The following is an 18,830-nucleotide window of genomic DNA, read 5'->3' as shown; positions in this document are numbered from 1 at the left end:
GAGAGAAATATATGAATTGTCCATATTGCAACAGTCAAAATGCTTATGGAGCTATAGTATGCTCATCTTGTGGAGCTAGTCTTGTGCCGCAGCAAGCTAATTCAAGTTATCAGCCAATGCAAAGTGCTCAATATCAGCAAAATCAAATGAACGATGTACAACAAACGCAGTTCATTCAGCAGAATACGCAAGCTTATCCTCAACCTGTTTATAGCAGTCAAAATACTTATGGACAGCAGGATTATTCAAATCAACAGTACTATAATCAGCAGGATTATTCGCAAAATCAGCCTACAGAATATTATGCTCCTGATTCGTTTAATCCTAATTTCGTAGCAGGTAATGTTGTGAGAAGCACGCCTATGAAACACAGCACAAAAATTATGCTTATTGTAATTGGCATTGTTATTGTGGTTCTTGGTATAGGTTATACAGTTATTCAACAGAATGTGTATTCTCCACAAGCAACAATTCAACGTTATGTGAAGTCTTTGCAAGAAGGCAATTTTGATGAAGCTAACAATATGACAGATTGGTCTTCTTCTAAAGTTCCAGAAAATTATCGTGCCTTACTTACAAGCGCAATAGGCAGAGCTTCCAAGAATCATATGTCTTACATGAGTGTTGATAGTGGCCCATACAATTCATTTAAGCTTTCTTACAAAATTGGCGATAGTGATGCTTCGGCGGTAATAAGCCTTGTACCAGCTGGCAAACAGTGGCTATTCTTTGACTCTTATAAAGTTCAATATCCACCATTTGGTCACATTACCATAACTGTGCCAAATGAAGTTGATAAAATAAAAGTTAATGATTCTGAAATAAATTTGTCTACTCTCAAAAAATCGCCGAAATATGACGGTGAAAGCTACAGTTCAGAATACGGTTATTCAGTATATACATCAGCTACAGAATATAGACTTCCAGTGTATCCTGGTGCTTACCATATTGAATCTGCAAAAAGTTCGCAACTGTGGACCACAAATTCTGCTGACGCGTCAATTAGCGAAAAAGATAGTTCGGAATCTGCAAGTTTAGAGTTAGAAGCTACAGAAACATTAAAGGATGAGCTTACTAAGGCTATTCAAAAGCATGTCGATAAATGTGTAGCGTCAACTGAAACTGATGTTCCAGAGAGTTGTAGATTTGCAAGCTTTAGTTACTATACCAGCTATAAATATGACAATATTAAGCGTAGTGTTAATAGCACTCCTATGTTGGATCAAGTTAACATGTCGTCAGGAACTTTTCAGAGCGATGAGGTTGGTGTAGACATTACTTATCGCTATAAGGACGATGATGATGATAGCGATTGGAGAGACTCGCACACTAGAAATAGTGGTTATGTTTATGGAAAGTTTAGTATTAAAGATAATAAGCTAGTAATAGATTTTAACCAAGACTAAACCTAACGAAATGTGCAAAATTTAAAGGCGCATTAAATACGAATAAAAGTTTCCCTCTACAATTTGTTTTGCAGAGGGAAACTTTTTTATAGCGTAGATTTGCGCACTGGTAGATTTGCGCATTGTAAAGTATGACACTAAACGCATTTTTCAGTATGGATATGTTATACTGGTAGTCCGTATATTTAAAGGTTGATATACAAGCAATTTTCAATGAAGAAAGGTAGTCGATGACGTTTATCTCTCGTGCAATACGCTACATTCTGAGGAAACGAATAAAAACAGCAATAGTTTTCATTATTGTATTTCTTATTTCGACATTGTTATTTTCTACTTCTGCAGTTTCAAATGCTGCAGGTAGAGAAGGAGAAAAAGTTGAAGCGCAAGCAGAGTCTAGTTTTGTGCTCGCAAATAACCCTCAAATAAACCCTGGAACTCCTAGAGGAGCTGGAACTGTAAAACCTAAAGATGTACAGGCAATTGCAAAGTTAAATGGAATTGCTTCCTACGTTGTTCGACAAAATGTAACAGCGGATTTAGTTAATGCTAAAGCGGCAAGAATTCCAGGCGTACAAGAGTATGACAATAAGCGTGAACAGCAGTTTGGCAATGCCGTTAATATTGAAGGGACGAATGACTCTACTGGTTTAAATACTTTTAAAACAAAAGCAATAACTATGTCTAAGGGCAAGCATCTTATTGCTAACAACGTTCATGCATCACTAATTCATGAAGATCTCGCTAAAGCTAACGGATTACATGTAGGAGATACTCTTACACTTCGCGCTAATCCTTACGATGCTGACAATATTCAACAATCAACAGCAACAGTAAAAACTCGTATTGTTGGAATTTATGCCGGAGCAAATAAGCGTCAAGTCGCAACTAGGGCGGAATTGACAGCTAATACCGTGTATACGGATTTGCAAACTACTCGCGAATTATACAAATATAAGCCTGGAAAAGAAATATATCAGGATGCAAGTTTTAGAATAAAGCGCGGCGAGGATGCGGATAATATTATGTCTCAAGCTGCGAAATTGCCTATTGATTTGCAAAACTATCAACTAACTCGTGACGATCAGTTCGTTTCTGGTTTGTTGAAAGCAGCAAAGGGAGTGCGCTCAATAATGACTGTTACAACAATTGCTGTTGTATCATTCGCTATTATTGCTTTGGCATTAGTGCTTTTGCTGTGGATGAATGAGCGACGTAATGAAATTGGTGTGTTTGTTGCAATTGGCACTGGCAAATTATCTATAGTTGGTCAATATCTTGCTGAGATTGTGCTTATTTCAATACCTTCGTTGATTGTGGGTTACCTTTTTGCAAAAGTTATAGCTCCGTTGATGGCTAATGTTGCTCTTGGCTCTGTGCAATCATCAGCCGCCCGTGAATTGAGTAATATGGGTCAAGCTGGTGGAAATCTTGAATCAACTTTGGCAACAAAAACTTTAGAAACACTTAGCGTACAAGTAGATGCTCAGTGTTTTGTCGGAGTTTCTACAATCGTTGGTGCAGTAATCGTTGTTGCAGTTGTGTTGTCTTATTTGCCAATTATATGCAAATCTCCTCGTGAGCTCCTCGGATTGCAAAAGTAGAACTATGCTGTTTGGCGGCATAGTTTTCATAATTCGTCGTATGAAAGTTATTTGAAAAGTTAGTGAGTAACATTATGAATGGTGAAGTAATTTCTTTATGTGCTCGAGCGAAACTTGCAATATTGCGCAAACCTCGACGTAACGCAATAATTGTGCTGATTATGACTCTTGTTTTAAGTGCGCTAGTTTCACAAGCTGGTATCAGTGCTTCTGTTGAGGGTGCTAGGGATCGTATTCAATCCAGTATTGGCTTAGGTTTTACTGTACGAGCAAAAACTCGAGGTGAAACTCTTCCAGAGCAAAGTAATGCAAATTCTAATTCTGCTACTGCTACATCTAGTTCCTCAATTCCTCAAGATTTGGGCGCAAATGAAGGAATTGACTCTAGTCAAATTCGTAAATTTGCTGCGATTTCGAGCGTAAAAACTGTAGTGGAAGAGCGCGATGTTTTAGCTGTGCCTGTTGGAAAGCAACTTGTGCTTCCTGCGCAGGGTCCTAGACTAGACGATGATGTTTTGGCTCATGCTGCCGGAATTACTGGCACAACAGATTCTCGATTATCTCAAGGTTTTCAAGAGGGATTGTACCGTTTAGAGCAGGGTGAGCATATTACTAATCGTTCTTCTGGTAGAGCAATAGTGCATCGTGATTTTGCTAAGAAGAATAATCTTAAGATTGGTTCTACTATAATTCTTAAGCAGGGGTTTAATGTAAAAGTTCGTGTTGTTGGTATTTTTGCCGGCAAATTGCAAACTAAAGGAGCGCTTCCTTCGGATACGTCAGAAAACCGCATATTTACTGACTTAAGTTCTGCGTTGTCTTTGGCGGGTTCTTCTAATCGAAGTGTTTTGCGTTGTGTTGTTGAGCGTTCTGATTTATTAGCTAGTGCAATACGGGAGGCTAAAAGTATTACTGGCAAGTGGGCAGATGTAGAGCAGAATGCTTCGCAATTGTCTGATGTAATAAGCTCGGTTAACTCTGTGCAACAACTTGTGCGAATGATTTTTGTGGCACTAAGTTTTGTTGGTATTTTAGTGCTTGGACTTGTATTAGTGTTCTGGGTTAGAGGACGTATGCACGAGATTGGCGTACTTATGTCTATTGGATTATCTAGAGCAATAATAGTTAGTCAATTGCTTGTTGAAATAGCGATACTCAACATTGTGTCATTCGTCATTTCGTTAGGCTTCGGTGCTGCTTTTTCTGGCGTTATTGGTTCTGCGATTTTGCATAGTGCTGATTCGTCATTTATTGCGGATGGTATGCCAGTATTGCCATTGCTGCAAACTCTTGCTGCCTTTGTTATGGGTTTGTTTATTTCAATAGTCGCATTACTTGTCGCAGTGCTGCCAATATTAATAAAGAAGCCTCGGAAAATACTGAGTGCCATGAGTTAGCAGAAATGTAGTTGCGTATGCGAATTTTCTACTAAAAGCGCAATCGCATAAATGGAACAAATCGTATAAATCATATTTAAATTATGTAAAAATAAGGAGCTTATTATGTCGGCTTTATTGCAATTAAAAAATGTGAAGTACACTTACGGACCTGCAAATATTGCGGTACTAAATGACGTGAATGCAGATTTCGAAATTGGCAAAATGTACAGTATCATGGGAGCTTCTGGAGCAGGAAAGTCTACTATGCTCTCACTTTTAGCTGGATTAGATACTCCTTATAAAGGTGAAGTATTGTTCAATGGTGAGGATATTGCAAAAACAGGATATGTTGAGCATCGCAAAAAACATATTTCACTTGTTTTCCAGAATTTTAATCTTATTGACTATTTGACGCCATTAGAAAATTTGCGATTAGTAAATTCACATGCTGATGTTCAAGTGCTAATAGATCTTGGGTTAACTGAAGAAGAAGCAAATCGTAACGTCACTAAACTTTCTGGTGGTCAACAGCAGCGTGTTGCAATTGGACGAGCTTTAGTATCTTCTGCGCCGGTAATTTTAGCTGATGAGCCTACTGGAAGTCTTGACCCTGCAACAACTAAAGAAGTTATTGCAATATTAAAAAAAGCTGCTAGAGAGCATGGCAAATGTGTGATTGTTGTTACTCATGATTCGAAGGTCGCATCTCAAGCTGATGTAAAATACGTGCTAAAAAATAAACAGCTAACGCGACAATCTGCTTGAGCGCCAAACAATAAGCCGACTCTGCGAAATCGTAGAGTCGGCTTATTGGCTAGAAGAACTTAACTACAAATCAGATGTGGAAGTAAAGCTCATACTCGAGTGGAGTTGGAGCCAAGCGCGCCATATCCATTTCCTCATGCTTCAAATTCAGCCAAGTTTCAATCAAGTCGCTAGTAAATACGTCGCCTTGCATAAGGAAGTCGTGATCCTCTTCCAAAGCTTGCAAAGCCTCACCAAGTGAAGAAGGAACTTGCTTAATGCCGTCATGCTCCTCTGGAGGAAGCTCGTACAAATCTTTATCAACAGGGGCAGGAGGCTCAATATGGTTAACAACACCATCCAAACCTGCCATAAGCTGAGCGGAGAATGCTAAGAATGGGTTGCATGAAGGATCCGGTGCACGGAACTCAATTCGCTTAGCAGCAGGTTCCGTACCAGCAAGAGGAATACGAATAGCTGCAGAACGGTTACGAGCAGAGTAAACCAAGTTGACTGGAGCTTCGTATCCTGGAACCAAGCGATGGTAAGAGTTAAGCGAAGGATTCGTAAATGCAAGCACAGAAGAAGCGTGCTTAATCAAGCCGCCAATGTACCAACGTGCAATATCAGAAAGTTGAGCGTAGCCAGTTTCCGCATAGAACAATGGCTTGCCATCCTTCCAAAGCGACTGATGGCAGTGCATGCCGGTGCCGTTATCTCCAGCAATTGGCTTTGGCATAAATGTTGCAGCCTTACCAGCTAAAGCAGCAGTTTCATGAACCACATACTTGTACTTCATCAAATCATCGCCAGCATGAACAAGCGTATTGTAACGGTAGTTGATTTCCTGCTGACCTGCGCCGCCGACTTCGTGGTGAGAACGCTCAAGAATCAAGCCGACCTTTTGCAAATTGCAAACCATGTCATCGCGCAAATCCTGATTGTGATCTACTGGTGGCACAGGGAAGTAGCCGTGCTTTACGCGATTCTTGAAACCAATATTGTTGCTGCCGTCATCCTCAGTGTCGATGCCAGAATTCCAAGGAGCTTCGTTAGAATCAACCTCATAGAAGGAGCGTTGCATGTCGTTAGCAAAACGCACCTTATCAAAGATGAAGAACTCAGCTTCAGGGGCAAAGCTTGCAGTGTCAGCAATGCCAGTTGACTTCAAATAGGACTCTGCTTTAATAGCGACCTGACGAGGATCCCTAGAATATGGCTCATCTGTTACAGGGTCAACAATAGAGAAAGCAACATTCAGAGTCTTATGCTTACGGAATGGGTCAATATAAGCAGTGTCAACATCTGGAATAAGCTTCATATCTGATTCGTTAATAGCCTGGAAGCCTTGCATTGAAGAACCATCGAACGCCATTCCATCAGTGAAAGCACTGTGCAAGAACTCGTCAGCAGGAACAGTAAAGTGCTGCTGAACGCCAATTAAATCAGTAAATCGTACGGATACGTATTCAATGCCTTCCTTTTCAATGAGGGCTGCGGCATCTTCTTTAGTTTGCAAAGTGGTCATGGCCACCATTCCTTTCTTAAAAAACCCAGTAATGAGTTTATGACTATGAATGCCATTTTGGATTTCAGCGACTCGAATATCTCGTTACGTTTGTGTTACATAATGTTACGTGTAGTTGCGTAGATGCGAATAATTAATACTACATGCCGCTAATTCGCATTCATCAGTTCGCGCAGTTACAATAGTACCTATGAATTACCAAGAGCAAGAAATGCATGAACATAAGATGCATGAGCATATTAAAGAAAGTGAAAATAAGCTAGATTTAGCTTCACTTTTCCCAGCCAAAGGCGATGATAGAAGGCCGCCAGATTGGCTAGGGCGTGCACTTATTTACGTTGCAATTGTTACTTTTGTGTCCATCTTCCTATGGTTCGCTTGGAATAGCATTTCATTCATTGTTTTCGATGTTGTGATTTCTATTTTTATTGCGCTCGCAATGGAACCGCTTGTTGTTCGGTTAATTAAGCATGGTTGGAGGCGAGGAGTTGCTTCTGGCTTTACGCTAACGGGCTTGCTTGTTGTAATTAGCTTGCTACTTGCTTTGTTTGGTAATTTATTTGCTCAGCAGGTTGTTTCAATGGTTATGGGCTTGCCTGATTTATACAATCAATTTGCAAATTTTGTGCTTCATTATACCGGTTTTAAAATGCCTAATATTGAGCAGCTTGGCATGGAAATTTTGAAGCATGTGCAAACATCTTGGGTTGTTGATTTTGCTGGCCAAGCACTTAACACAACATGGGGATTGATGACTGTTCTGCTTGATTTGCTTACCATTATTATGGTTACGTATTACATTTCTGCAGCAGGTCCGGCTATGCGTCGTAGCATGTGCCGTTGGATGAATCCGCAAGCTCAGCGTCGTTTCCTATTTATTTGGTCAGTTGTTCAAGAGCAGATTTCGAGCTTCTTATTTTCGCGAATTATTTTGGCAGCGATTAACGCAGTGGGTACCGCAATTTTCCTTATTGTGATGAATATACCGTATTGGCTTCCGCTATCCTTATTCTGCGGAATTGTTTCGCAGTTTGTGCCTACAATTGGTGGCTATTTGGGTGGAGCTTTGCCTATCTTGGTTGCGTGGGGTTCCAATGGTTTTGGTGCGGCTGTTGCAACATTAATTTTTATTACGATTTATCAGCAAATTGAGAACATGGTTATTTCGCCGAAGATTTCCGAAAAGACTATGGATCTGAATCCTGCAGTAGCTTTTATTTCAGTTCTTGTAATGGGCGCTGTATTTGGTGCTCTTGGAGCATTTTTGGCTTTGCCTGTGACTGCAAGTTTGCAAGCAATTTTTAGAGTATGCACGAAGCAATATAGTTTAGTTTCTTCTCCGCTTATGAACGATCCTCACCCTGATCACACTTCTATTATTGTTCGTTGCGTTGAGGCGATTGGCCGTAAGTTCATGAATCCAATGAGTGAAAGTGTTCATCGTGTAATGAAAGGCACAAGCTCTCGCATTTCTCTAAACGAGGATATTTTATATTGGTATAAGCAAGCTTATGTGTCAGATTCTGACGATGCGAATAGTAGCAAAGTTTCCTCTAACGATTCTGATCAAACTGACGTATTGGCAACAATGCCAATTTCGCGCGAAATATTAGATGCCGTAAATAAAGATATTGCAAAGCGTAAAGTAGATTCTGAAAATAAGGATTCTCCTAAAGCAAAATTGCAAGTAGGCGAGTCTAAAATAGTAAACAATACAAAAAATACAAAAAATAGTAAAAGTAACGTAAAAAATAATCCACGGAGCGGATGGAAGCGATGATTCTTCTATCAATATTTGATGTACTAGTAATACTTATTGGCATAAGCGGTGTTGTGTATCAAGGTGTTTGTGCCGTTGCATCTTTATTCGCTAAGCCTATTGTTTTTCCTGAAGCGCCAATGGATAAGCATTATGCTGTGCTTATTTCTGCGCGCAATGAGGAAGCTGTTATAGGTAATCTTATTCATTGCATTCAAACTCAAACATATAGACAAGATTTTATTGATATTTGGCTTGTTGCAGATAATTGCACTGATTCTACTGCGCAAGTTGGTCGCAATTGCGGATGCAACGTAATTGAACGTTTTGATAAAGAGCATGTTGGTAAAGGTTATGCGCTCAGCTATCTTCTCGATCATATTATGAAAATTGGTGCGGATAAAGTTTATGACGCGTACTTTGTTTTCGATGCAGACAATAAACTTGATCCGCATTATTTTGAGGAAATGAATAAAGGTTTCCACGCAGGATATCAAATTTTAACTAGCTACCGTAATTCCGTGAATCTTTCAGATAATTGGGTTTCTTCCGGCTCTGCACTTTGGTTTATTCGAGAATCGCGATTTACTAACAACTCTCGAATGCTATTCGGTTCGAGTTGCCATGCTGGTGGAACTGGATTCATGTTCTCGCGTGAGATTATGCACAGAAATAGCGGATGGAAATTCCATCTTCTTACTGAGGATCTTGAATTTACTATGGACGCTATTCTTCATGGAGACAAAGTTGGATATTGCGGTTCTGCAGTATTGTATGACGAACAGCCTGTGTCGTTTAGGCAGAGCTGGAGGCAGCGTCTTCGTTGGAGCAAGGGATTCTTGCAAGTATTTCGTTACTATGGAGCAGCTCTTATTCGACATGGTATTCGCGAAAGAGATTTTTCGTCGGTTGATTTTACGCTTATGCTTTTCCCGTTTATGGTTTTGGCTGTTGCAAGAATAATACTTGGGTTTATTTTTGCTGCATTTGGATTCGTAACATGGATGAGTCAAATTTCTTCAATGATTAACTTCATTACCACTACTGTTACAAGCGTTTTAGGCATGATGATATTTGTGTCACTCACTATTTTGGTTGAACACGATAAGCTTGGGGCCACGAATAAGGAGCTGTTTGCGTACGCTCTTAGCTTCCCGATTTTTATGCTTTCGTACGTGCCTATTGCGTTCCAAGCTATTTTCTCAAAGAGCGAGTGGAAGCCGATTCAGCATACCGGTCGCTGAGTGAAAGAATGAAATTCTATAGTGTGGAGCGAGTTTTGGGGGATTTTTCTCCTCGCGCGTCCCGTCCTTCAGTCGCTTTGACTGTTAAAGGCGTTTATTGTGTTCGCCTTTCTTTAAAGAATGTTGCTCCATCAGTCCTCTTTTAGCGCTCGTAGAGAAATCCCCCAAACTCTGCGTGCTAACCATTAATAACCTCATCTTATCGCAGAGATTTTTCGATTTTTCTTCTTCGCTTGACGAATCAGCAGCCTACGGCTCTGACGTTCGCCGCGCTCAGTGCGAAAAATCTCAAATCTCTACCACACGAATATTAGTACAGTGAAGGTAGCGTACGGAACAGTGATCTGGTGTGATGGTAGGAGGATTTGGGGTGGTGAGTGCGGCGGCTGATGGCGTTGTGATTGCGCAAAGATTGCGAGTATGAGATAATAGAAACCTCTATGTAAACGCTTGCTTGCGTAGCATTGTGGCGCGATGCGTGCGTTTATCTGTATACTGCGAGGTTCTTATGGTAGATTCTATTCCGTCTGAATATCCGTCCGGAAATGCTTTTGCTAGCAGCGTTCCGGTTTTTGGCGCAAACACTTATTCGAGTGATGCTAGCGATAGCAATGCAGATGTTCCAGCGGTTTCTATTCGCGGATTTGTTAAGACTTTTGGCAAGAAAGTTGCTGTAGATAATCTTTCGTTGAGCATTCCAGCAGGCTCTTTCTACGGATTGGTAGGTCCGAACGGTGCCGGCAAAACCACTACGATTAAAATGCTTACGGGCTTGCTTATGCCGGATGCTGGCTCAGCTTCGATCTTTGGCAATGACGTTTGGAGCGATGTAAATAGTGCTAAGCGCGCAATCGGTTTAATGCCTCAAGCAGATGAGATTTTTAAGACAATTACTGGTTTGCAGCTTTTAACTTACGCTGGCATGCTTCGCGATATGAGTCGCGCGGAATCCGTAAAGCGCGCGAACGACTTGCTTTCTGCTTTCGACTTAACAGAAGCTGCAAACACCATGGTTTCTGACTATTCAACTGGTATGACTAAGAAGATTTGCCTTGCAACAGCTATGATCCATAGCCCTCGCGTACTTGTGCTCGATGAGCCTTTTGAGGCAGTGGACCCTGTTTCTAGCGCAAATTTGAAGGATATTCTCGCCGAGTATGTTTCTACTGGCGGTACGGTTATTATTTCTTCGCACGTTATGGAATTGGTTGAAAAAATGTGCTCGCACGTGGCGATTATTAACGAAGGTCATGTTGCAGCTTCTGGCACTCTTGCAGAAGTGGCTCAGGGCAAAGATCTTGAAGATCGCTTTATGGAGCTTGTTGGTGGACGTCACGCAGCTGCGCGAATCGACTGGCTTAACGGCGGCAAGTCTGATAACGCTGCTGTCGCTTCTACCGAGTCTGCTAATCTCAACGCCTAATAAGGATGGCCATAATGTCTATGATTTTTACCATGGTTCGCCTTCGCTGGGCGCTTACTTTTTCCGTTATGCGAAAGTCGATTTGGCAAAAAATCGGCTTTGGTATAGTCATTGTTTTTGGACTTGCGATTATATGCGCTCTTGGTTTTGCGGGCTGGCAAGCAGGAAAGTATCTTAATCCAGGAATGCTTGCAGATACTAAAAATTGGCAGGAATTTCAGTTTGCTCCAATAATGGTTGCGTCGATTGTGTCAATTTTTACGCTGTTTATAAACCTATTTATGTTCGGCAGTGACACAACACTAAAGTCGCGTAGTTTTGCGCTTTACGGCATTCCCTACGTAAAGCAGCAAGCTGGTATGCTTCTTGGCTCCCTTTTTGGAGCGCTTTCAATAAGCTGCACAATCGCGCTTGCTTTGTGGTCTTTAGCGTACAGAAACTTTGGGATTGTGCCGGTTTTAGTAAGCGTAATTGCAGCTCCGCTTTACGTTGCAACAATCGTGTCTTTAAGCAAAATGCTTATTGAGCTTTTGGATACTATTTTAATAAACAAGCGTTCAAGAAACATTTTTTACTTTGCTATTTTTGTAGCGTATATGATTTTTGTTTCCACTATGAATATTGGTAACAAAAGTCCAAGAGGAATTGTGTTTGGCTTAGGTTTTTGCTCTGCGTCCGCTTTTACTCCATTAAGTGCTGCTATGGCTTTGCCTCTTGACGCCATTAATGGCAATTGGCTTGCGCTTGTTATTCGCTTCTTTATTTGCGTACTAACGATTGCTGCTTGCTTTGCAATCTCTGTATTTTGCGCAAAATTAGAGCCTAAGCTACTTCGCGGTGAGCAAAAAACAGTTGTTAAAACTAAGGGAATCGGCTTCTTTGCAGCAGTTCCAGGCAACACAGTCGGTGCGATTATTGCGCGAATTATTAGCGTTATGAGAAGAGATATGCGTCAACTATTTTTGCTTCTTACGCCGCTTTTTATTCTGATAGTTGCAGGAGGAACTAGTTTTAATGCTAAAGGATTTGGTTCTATAGCACAGGATATAGGCGTTTCTAGCTGGCTTATGTATGCTGCTTTGCTTATGGGCATGGTTGTTGGAAACAATATTGCATACGATGGCACAGCTTTTACTATGCACGCGATTATTGGAGTAAAAGGTTTGCACGATCGTTTAGCGCACGCAATAGTTTGGTCCGTGATTTGCGCTGTGTACTTTGCAATTCTTGGAATAGGGGTTTACGCTTTCCTTTTCTTTGTAGCAAATGTTAAGCAAAATATGAATGCAGTTATGTTCCAAACTCTTTCTCCAATTGGAGTAGCTTTTGCGACCATAGGCATTGGCTTAATTTCTTCGTGCATAGCAATGTACCCTGTAGCGTCAATCGAAAAGCCATTTTCTAGGCCGCAAGGTTCTGCAGGCGCTAGATCTTTTGCTCCAATAGGTTTTTCGCTTCTTTCTGCAGTATGCATGATTCCGTCTATTGCTGCAGCTATGACGTTTTTGGCTATTAACACGAATCTTTTGTGGATTGCATGCATTCTGTTCGTAGTAAACGGATTTGTTGTGTTGGTTGTTGGCGTAATTCTTGGCGGCAAAGTGATGGATAAGCGCATGATTCGCATTGTAGAAAACTTGCGCAGATTTGCGTCGATTACTGCGTAACTTATGCACGCTTTGTTGCAAGCGCAATGTATAGTTAAGCGCGGTATTTGCAATCGATTTAAAGGTGTGCTCGCATGGAAAGTAGTAAAGGCTCAAACGATGCCTTAAATATTTCTAATGCGAGCACGCCAACGCAAAGCGGCGAACCCAATAAAAGTATCGAGCCTAAACCAAGTAGTGAACCTAAATCAAGCAGTGAGATTAAACCAAGTAGCGCACAGAAGAATAGTAAATACGCTGCTATGGTTTTAAGAAGCCAATATCCTTCTCGTTGGCGATTACTTATTGCATTTATAGCAGTTATAGTTAGTGCAGCAATTATTTTTACTTATTTTTTGCTTGACGTATACGATATTCTTCCTGGTCCTTTGACGTTGCGAAGCCAACATTATGCTGTAACTGTTTCTTCTCCTAAATCACTTTTGCGAGTTAATTCACTAGCTAAAGGCGTGACTTATGGTCAAGAAATAAATCATTCGCAAGCTCAAAAACTTATTGACGAGTTGGTTTCCGATGCTTCTATGAGTAGCAGCACTTCAGCGGTAATTATGGATGCTAATGGACGAGTAGTTGCTTCACATGAGCCAAATGCTTTAAGAGAGCCAGCGTCAACGCTTAAAACTTTAACTGCTAGCGTGGCTTCTCGCACTCTTGACATGGGTTCAACTCTTGATACTCAAGTATTTTTGTTGCCTAAAACAGGCGGTGAGTCAGAGCGAGCTTCTAGTGCGAATGCTAGAAAGCTTGTGCTTCGCGGCAATGGTGACATGCTTCTTGGCGTTGGAGAAAACGATTGGAACCATGTCAATGGCAGAGCAGGCTTAACGACATTAGCGAGAAGAACAGCCAACGCTTTGAAACTTGAAAATATTCACACAGTTTCTTTAGCTGTTGATGACTCATTGTTTGGCGCAAAACGTGCTCCTGATTTGATTTATGAAACAGATGTTGAACGCCGCTTTTATGCTCAAACGTCATCTTTGGCTATAGATGATGCTCGTCAGCGTGACCTTTCAGTGCAAGGTGTTGACGCTGATGCTATGACAGATTTTCCGCTTTCTGATCCTCATCCTGCTTTCAGTGTCGGCCGTGTTTTTGCTAAATTATTAAGCAAACAAGGAATAGTTATAAGTAATTATTCTAATAAAACCGCTTCTGACGAAAAAAATTCCGGTTCAGACTCGTCTGCAGATGATTCTTCTGAAAACAATAAAGATTCTGAAAATGAAAATAAATCTGCACAATCTGAAAATCTTGTAATACCGGTAAGCGAAACTAAATCGTTAATATCGTCTAATTCGCGTTTAATTGCACAAGTTTCTTCTGCACCTTTAAACGAAATAATGGCATATACTCTTCGTATTTCAGACAATACATTGGCGGAAGAGTTTGGTCGTCTGACTGCGCTTGCAACTCACAAATCCAACTCTCCGGAGGGTGCAGTTCAGGCAGTAAAAGAGGGATTACGCAAGCTCAATATCGATATACGTGGTTTGCACATGTCTGATTGCTCAGGCTTGTCTCCAAAATCAAGGTTGCGCGCAACAACGCTAGCTCAAGTACAAGTGCTTAATATTAAAGCCGATTCTGGAGGTGCTGCAGCTGCTGAAGGATTGTCTCTTCCTGGTTTAGTTGGAACAGCAAGAAAGCGTTTAGCGGATGAATCTTCTGCCGGCATGCTTCGCGTAAAGACTGGTTCTTTAAGTGAAGTTACTTCTATGGTTGGTAATGTGTCTAGGAAAAGTGGTGGAGTGCTAACTTTCGCTGTTGTTGCGAACCAGCCAGCTGATATTTGGGGGGCATTCGTAGCGATTAATAAGTTTATGGCGGAATTGCCAAAACTATGATTTATGAGTTGCAATTTAGCGTTATTGGCGCGTTACACTAGAAGCTATGGTGTATTCTTCTCGTATACGCGCAGGAATTGGCGCAATCAAGCATTGTTTTGACGAACTTTCGTTGTGTGCTCAAGACGCGCGTTTTTCCGAACATGGCAACCACGCGACAGATGCTGATGCTCCTCTGGTTCTTATTGCGTGCTCTGGAGGTAGAGATTCTCTTGCACTTACAGCATTGAGCGTGATTGTGTGCGCAAGTAGAGGTATTCGTTGCGGTGTCGTAATAGTAGATCACCATTTGCAGCCGCACTCAACTGAAATTGCTAATATTGCGGCTAAGCATTGTTTGCAATCTGGAATAGATGAAAAGTACGTGTATATTCAATCTGTGAACGTTGAAGATTTAGGAGAAGGCGAAGAGTCTGCTGCTAGAAAGGCTAGGTATCAAGCAATTATTGAGGTTGCTAAAAAGCAGCAAGCTGCAGCCGTGCTTCTAGCTCACACTGCAAATGATCAAGCAGAAACTGTAATGATGGGGTTAAAAGATTCTGCAGGTTTAGAAGCAGTTGCTGGCATGAAAGCAGTGACATTGCGTCAAAACGTGCTTTTTGCAAGGCCTCTTATTAAGCTTACTAGAGAAGATACTACTGGTATTTGCGAGGATTTAGGTATTTCATGGTGGGATGATCCTACAAATGGTGACGATATTTCGCAAAATGAGGAACTTTCAGAAAATTATCCATTGAGATCTCGAGTTAGACACACGTTAATGCCTTATATTTCGCGATTTTTTAATGCGAATATGGTTACTTTGCTTTCTCGCGGAGCTGAAATAGCTAGAGACGATCTTGACTATATTAATTCTCAAGTTGACGAAGCTAGTTCACAAGTGATGGAATTTGATAAAAATGCGAAAACTGTTAGGTTAAAAGCTGATAAATTAGCGCAATATCATCCATCAATTCGCAGACGAATTATAGTGCGTGCGTTAAGTGAGCTTGGTCTGCGTTTCTCGTCAAGTCACATATCTGCAGTGGACGAACTATGTACAAAATGGCATGGTCAGAAGCCTTTTTCATTGCCAAATTATTATGAAGCAACTCGACTCTCGCGCAATATCGTCATTCGCTTATGCAAAGATAGTGAACATGCAAATTGCAGATATACGAGATGACATCGACTATGAATTAATTAGTCACGAAGACCTTATGAAGCGTATTCGTGAAGTTGCTAAACAAGTAAGTGAAGATTACAAAAACCGTAATGTTTTGCTTGTTGCAGTTCTAAAAGGTGCTGTAAATACTCTTGCTGTATTTTCGCAAGAGTTAAGCGTTAATGCAGCAATGGACTTTATGAGCTTGTCTAGTTACGGCAGTGGCACTCAAACTAGCGGACAAATCACTGTTCGCGAAGATTTAAGTACTGATGTGCGTGGTCGAGATGTGCTTATTGTAGAAGACATTGTTGATTCCGGTCGCACGCTAGCTTGGCTTGTAGATGAGCTAAAAGGTCGTGGTGCTGCGAGTGTAAAAGTTTTTGCATTGCTCAGTAAGCCTGCACGTCGCGAAGTAGACGTACAAATCGACTACTCGGGCTTTGAAATTCCTGATGCATTTGTCGTTGGTTTCGGAATGGACTACGACGAACGCTACCGCAACCTCAATAGTATTGCGGTATTAAAGCCATCAGTGTATGGTGCTTGATTTTATAAATTCTATTCAGAATTTTTATATAAATTGAGGAGTTTGAAAGGAGCCTTATTACATGGGCGCTTCTCCTATGACACCGCAAGGCCCAATGGGCGGTCCTGGGCGTGGAAATAACGGAAATAATCCGTTTTTAAATCCACGCAACCCTAGGAATCAGCGAAACAACGGTCAGCAGGGCAAGAATAATAAAAATAACGAGAACAACCATAACAATCGTCGTTCCTTCTGGCAATCGCCATGGACGTGGATTGTGCTTCTTGTGTTGCTTTCAGTTGTCGGATTCCAAATGTTTGTTCATAACGGATCGCAAACTATCGATACTCAGGATGGTATTGAGTTAGTGCGATCTCATAAAGCAAGTTATGTGGAAATTATTGACAATAAACAGTTAGTTAAGCTTACGCTTGATAGTCCGTTTAAGAAGTTCGATAAACGAAGTAAGCAAAATCGTGACTTTGGCAAGGATGTGCAATTCTACTACGCGTATGCACAAGGTAGGTCAATTGTACAAGAAGTCGAAAAGGCGAAGCCTTCTAACGGCTGGACTGCTAGCTTACAGTCATCTAGCATTATTTCGTATTTGATTACTTCGCTTGTTCCAATATTGTTCTTCCTTGGCATGATTTGGTTCATGTTTAGCAGAATAGGCGGTGCCGGCGGAAGTATGCTTGGCATGGGCGGCGGACGTGGCCGTGGCAAGCTGCTTGAAGGTCAGACTCCTAAAACTAAGTTTGCTGACGTTGCTGGCGAACAAGCTGCTGTTGAAGAAGTTGAAGAGATTAAAGACTTCTTGAAGGATCCTTCGCGCTACAAGGCTTTGGGTGCTCGTATTCCGCGCGGTGTGCTGCTTTATGGTCCTCCAGGAACTGGTAAGACTTTGTTGGCTCGTGCTATTGCAGGCGAAGCTGGTGTGCCGTTCTATGCAATGGCTGGCTCTGACTTCGTGGAAATGTTCGTAGGCTTGGGCGCGTCTCGCGTTCGTGAACTTTTTGACGAAGCTAAGAAGAATGCTCCTGCAATCATCTTTATCGATGAGATTGATGCTGTTGGTCGTCGCCGCGGAAGTGGCATGACTGGCGGTCATGATGAGCGCGAGCAGACACTTAATCAGTTGCTTGTTGAGATGGATGGTTTCGACAACGATACTAATTTGATTATTATTGCTGCAACAAACCGTCCAGATGTGCTTGATTCCGCACTTCTTCGTCCTGGTCGTTTTGACCGTCAGGTGGCTGTTGAGGCTCCTGATTTGGAAGGTCGCGAGGCAATTTTGAAGGTTCACGCTAAGGGTAAGCCTTTTGTGCCGGATGTTGATCTTCATATGGTTGCTGTGCGCACTCCTGGTTTTACTGGTGCAGACTTAGCTAACGTGCTTAACGAAGCTGCGTTGCTTTGCGCTCGATCTGGTGCTCAATATATCGATAATCGCGCTATTGATGAGGCAATTGATCGTGTTCAAGCAGGACCTCGACGTAAGTCTAAGGGCATGGCTTTGGATGAATTGCGTAACACTGCTTACCATGAGGGCGGTCATGCTCTTGTTGCTGCTGCGCTGCACCACACGGATCCTGTTACTAAAGTAACGATTTTGCCGCGAGGTCACGCACTTGGATACACTGCTGTGATGCCAACAAGCGACCGTTACTCGCAGTCTCGCAACGAATTGCTGGATCAAATGGCATATGCTATGGGTGGACGCACAGCCGAGGAAGTTGTGTTCCACGATCCAACAACTGGTGCTTCTAACGACATTGAGAAAGCTACTGCCATTGCTCGTAAGATGGTTGTTGAATATGGTTTCTCAGCAAAGCTTGGAGCTGTTAAGTGGATGGATACTGACGAAGATTCTTCTGGTTCACTCGATTCTTTGCAACCTCGCAAGTTCTCGAATCGTACTGCTGAAGTAATCGATGAAGAAGTTCATAAGCTTATCGAAACTGCTCATACTGAAGCGTGGGAGATTATTAACAATAATCGTGACGTATTGGATGAGCTGGTTCGTCAGTTGCTCGCTAAGGAAACTCTTAACGAGAAGGAACTTAAGGAAATCTTCAGTAAGATTCGTAAGGCTCCTGAGCGTACTCTTTGGCTTTCGGACGATAGAAGACCAGATTCTGATCTTCCCCCTGTTGAAATTCCAGAAAGTTTGAAGCGCAACGTTGAAGGTAAGAATGAGCAGACTGAAGCTTCTGAACTTTCTGAATCTTCCAATAATGCAACTTCACAAAACCAGCAGTCTGATCAGATGCCTGTTGATACGTCTATTCAAACTCCTGCACCTGCTCCTCGAACTGTTATTGGAACTGTTAAACCACCTGTTAATCCGCCTACTAATCAAAATGACGGTACTCAATTTGGTGCTTAATAGTGTAAATGCAGTGCTAAAAAGCAGATAAAATAAAGTTATTAATAAACGCTGATAACAATATAATTTATTGCTGTCAGCGTTTATTTTTATTTTTCTAAGAATTTAATAATAAAAATTAGTGCTATATGCAAAAAATTACGCATGTTGATTTATATCGAGTACAA

Annotated in this window: 13 protein-coding genes; 12 read left to right on the top strand and 1 reads right to left on the bottom strand. The window is 41.5% G+C overall.

The window, feature by feature from the left end; translation table 11 throughout:
- Positions 1-11: 11 nt before the first annotated feature.
- From DOD25_RS04310 to DOD25_RS04295, 4 genes are all read left to right on the top strand, one after another.
- Positions 12-1,406, top strand: a complete 1,395-nt coding sequence (locus DOD25_RS04310) for a zinc ribbon domain-containing protein (protein WP_112928791.1) — start codon at positions 12-14, stop codon at positions 1,404-1,406.
- A gap of 230 nt (positions 1,407-1,636) precedes the next feature.
- The gene (locus DOD25_RS04305) at positions 1,637-3,007 is read left to right on the top strand and encodes an ABC transporter permease (protein ID WP_101886121.1); all 1,371 of its coding nucleotides are present in this window, start codon (positions 1,637-1,639) and stop codon (positions 3,005-3,007) included.
- Positions 3,008-3,081: 74 nt separating this feature from the next.
- A complete protein-coding gene (locus DOD25_RS04300) occupies positions 3,082-4,404 on the top strand; it encodes an ABC transporter permease (RefSeq protein WP_101886120.1) in 1,323 nt (440 codons plus the stop codon).
- Positions 4,405-4,509: 105 nt separating this feature from the next.
- The gene (locus tag DOD25_RS04295; protein WP_004107298.1) at positions 4,510-5,151 is read left to right on the top strand and encodes an ABC transporter ATP-binding protein; all 642 of its coding nucleotides are present in this window, start codon (positions 4,510-4,512) and stop codon (positions 5,149-5,151) included.
- A 70-nt stretch (positions 5,152-5,221) separates the two neighbouring features.
- Here DOD25_RS04295 and glnA read toward each other — a convergent pair whose 3' ends face one another.
- Positions 5,222-6,658 carry a type I glutamate--ammonia ligase gene (glnA, locus tag DOD25_RS04290; RefSeq protein WP_004107300.1) on the bottom strand — a complete coding sequence of 479 codons (1,437 nt, stop codon included), beginning with the start codon at positions 6,656-6,658 and terminating at the stop codon, positions 5,222-5,224.
- 190 nt (positions 6,659-6,848) lie between these two features.
- On the opposite strand from glnA, the gene DOD25_RS04285 reads away from it, so the two are divergent.
- The 8 genes from DOD25_RS04285 to ftsH all read left to right on the top strand — a co-directional run bounded on the left by DOD25_RS04285 (position 6,849) and on the right by ftsH (position 18,663).
- Positions 6,849-8,438 carry an AI-2E family transporter gene (locus DOD25_RS04285; RefSeq protein WP_004107301.1) on the top strand — a complete coding sequence of 530 codons (1,590 nt, stop codon included), beginning with the start codon at positions 6,849-6,851 and terminating at the stop codon, positions 8,436-8,438.
- On the top strand, positions 8,435-9,661 hold the full coding sequence (locus tag DOD25_RS04280; protein WP_112928790.1) for a glycosyltransferase family 2 protein: 1,227 nt from the start codon (positions 8,435-8,437) through the stop codon (positions 9,659-9,661). Before DOD25_RS04285 ends, DOD25_RS04280 begins: the two co-directional genes overlap by 4 nt.
- A gap of 508 nt (positions 9,662-10,169) precedes the next feature.
- Complete coding sequence (locus tag DOD25_RS04275) at positions 10,170-11,084, top strand: ABC transporter ATP-binding protein (RefSeq protein WP_101892126.1); 915 nt, start codon at positions 10,170-10,172, stop codon at positions 11,082-11,084.
- Between the two features lie 14 nt (positions 11,085-11,098).
- Positions 11,099-12,751, top strand: a complete 1,653-nt coding sequence (locus DOD25_RS04270; RefSeq protein WP_162720538.1) for a hypothetical protein — start codon at positions 11,099-11,101, stop codon at positions 12,749-12,751.
- 74 nt (positions 12,752-12,825) lie between these two features.
- On the top strand, positions 12,826-14,598 hold the full coding sequence (locus DOD25_RS04265) for a D-alanyl-D-alanine carboxypeptidase (RefSeq protein ID WP_112928789.1): 1,773 nt from the start codon (positions 12,826-12,828) through the stop codon (positions 14,596-14,598).
- A gap of 46 nt (positions 14,599-14,644) precedes the next feature.
- On the top strand, positions 14,645-15,763 hold the full coding sequence (gene tilS / locus DOD25_RS04260; RefSeq protein ID WP_112928788.1) for a tRNA lysidine(34) synthetase TilS: 1,119 nt from the start codon (positions 14,645-14,647) through the stop codon (positions 15,761-15,763).
- Positions 15,738-16,292, top strand: a complete 555-nt coding sequence (gene hpt, locus DOD25_RS04255; protein WP_004118717.1) for a hypoxanthine phosphoribosyltransferase — start codon at positions 15,738-15,740, stop codon at positions 16,290-16,292. The genes tilS and hpt overlap by 26 nt, the downstream gene beginning before the upstream one ends.
- Before the next feature lie 61 nt (positions 16,293-16,353).
- Entirely contained in the window at positions 16,354-18,663 is a 2,310-nt protein-coding gene (gene ftsH / locus DOD25_RS04250; RefSeq protein WP_101886118.1) for an ATP-dependent zinc metalloprotease FtsH, read from the top strand.
- Positions 18,664-18,830 lie beyond the last annotated feature (167 nt).

Origin of the sequence: Gardnerella leopoldii (assembly GCF_003293675.1) — a bacterium.
Taxonomy (GTDB): domain Bacteria; phylum Actinomycetota; class Actinomycetes; order Actinomycetales; family Bifidobacteriaceae; genus Bifidobacterium; species Bifidobacterium leopoldii.
The sequence above is the reverse complement of the archived record's forward strand: the minus strand, read 5'-3'. Positions and strand labels throughout refer to the sequence as shown.

Bases quoted from the DNA above. Each gene is read 5' to 3' on its own strand.
- DOD25_RS04310 (WP_112928791.1), top strand. From the start codon at position 12: ATGAATTGTCCATATTGCAACAGTCAAAATGCTTATGGAGCTATAGTA.
- DOD25_RS04305 (WP_101886121.1), top strand. From the start codon at position 1,637: ATGACGTTTATCTCTCGTGCAATACGCTACATTCTGAGGAAACGAATA.
- DOD25_RS04300 (WP_101886120.1), top strand. From the start codon at position 3,082: ATGAATGGTGAAGTAATTTCTTTATGTGCTCGAGCGAAACTTGCAATA.
- DOD25_RS04295 (WP_004107298.1), top strand. From the start codon at position 4,510: ATGTCGGCTTTATTGCAATTAAAAAATGTGAAGTACACTTACGGACCT.
- glnA (WP_004107300.1), bottom strand. From the start codon at position 6,658: ATGACCACTTTGCAAACTAAAGAAGATGCCGCAGCCCTCATTGAAAAG.
- DOD25_RS04285 (WP_004107301.1), top strand. From the start codon at position 6,849: ATGAATTACCAAGAGCAAGAAATGCATGAACATAAGATGCATGAGCAT.
- DOD25_RS04280 (WP_112928790.1), top strand. From the start codon at position 8,435: ATGATTCTTCTATCAATATTTGATGTACTAGTAATACTTATTGGCATA.
- DOD25_RS04275 (WP_101892126.1), top strand. From the start codon at position 10,170: ATGGTAGATTCTATTCCGTCTGAATATCCGTCCGGAAATGCTTTTGCT.
- DOD25_RS04270 (WP_162720538.1), top strand. From the start codon at position 11,099: ATGTCTATGATTTTTACCATGGTTCGCCTTCGCTGGGCGCTTACTTTT.
- DOD25_RS04265 (WP_112928789.1), top strand. From the start codon at position 12,826: ATGGAAAGTAGTAAAGGCTCAAACGATGCCTTAAATATTTCTAATGCG.
- tilS (WP_112928788.1), top strand. From the start codon at position 14,645: ATGGTGTATTCTTCTCGTATACGCGCAGGAATTGGCGCAATCAAGCAT.
- hpt (WP_004118717.1), top strand. From the start codon at position 15,738: ATGCAAATTGCAGATATACGAGATGACATCGACTATGAATTAATTAGT.
- ftsH (WP_101886118.1), top strand. From the start codon at position 16,354: ATGGGCGCTTCTCCTATGACACCGCAAGGCCCAATGGGCGGTCCTGGG.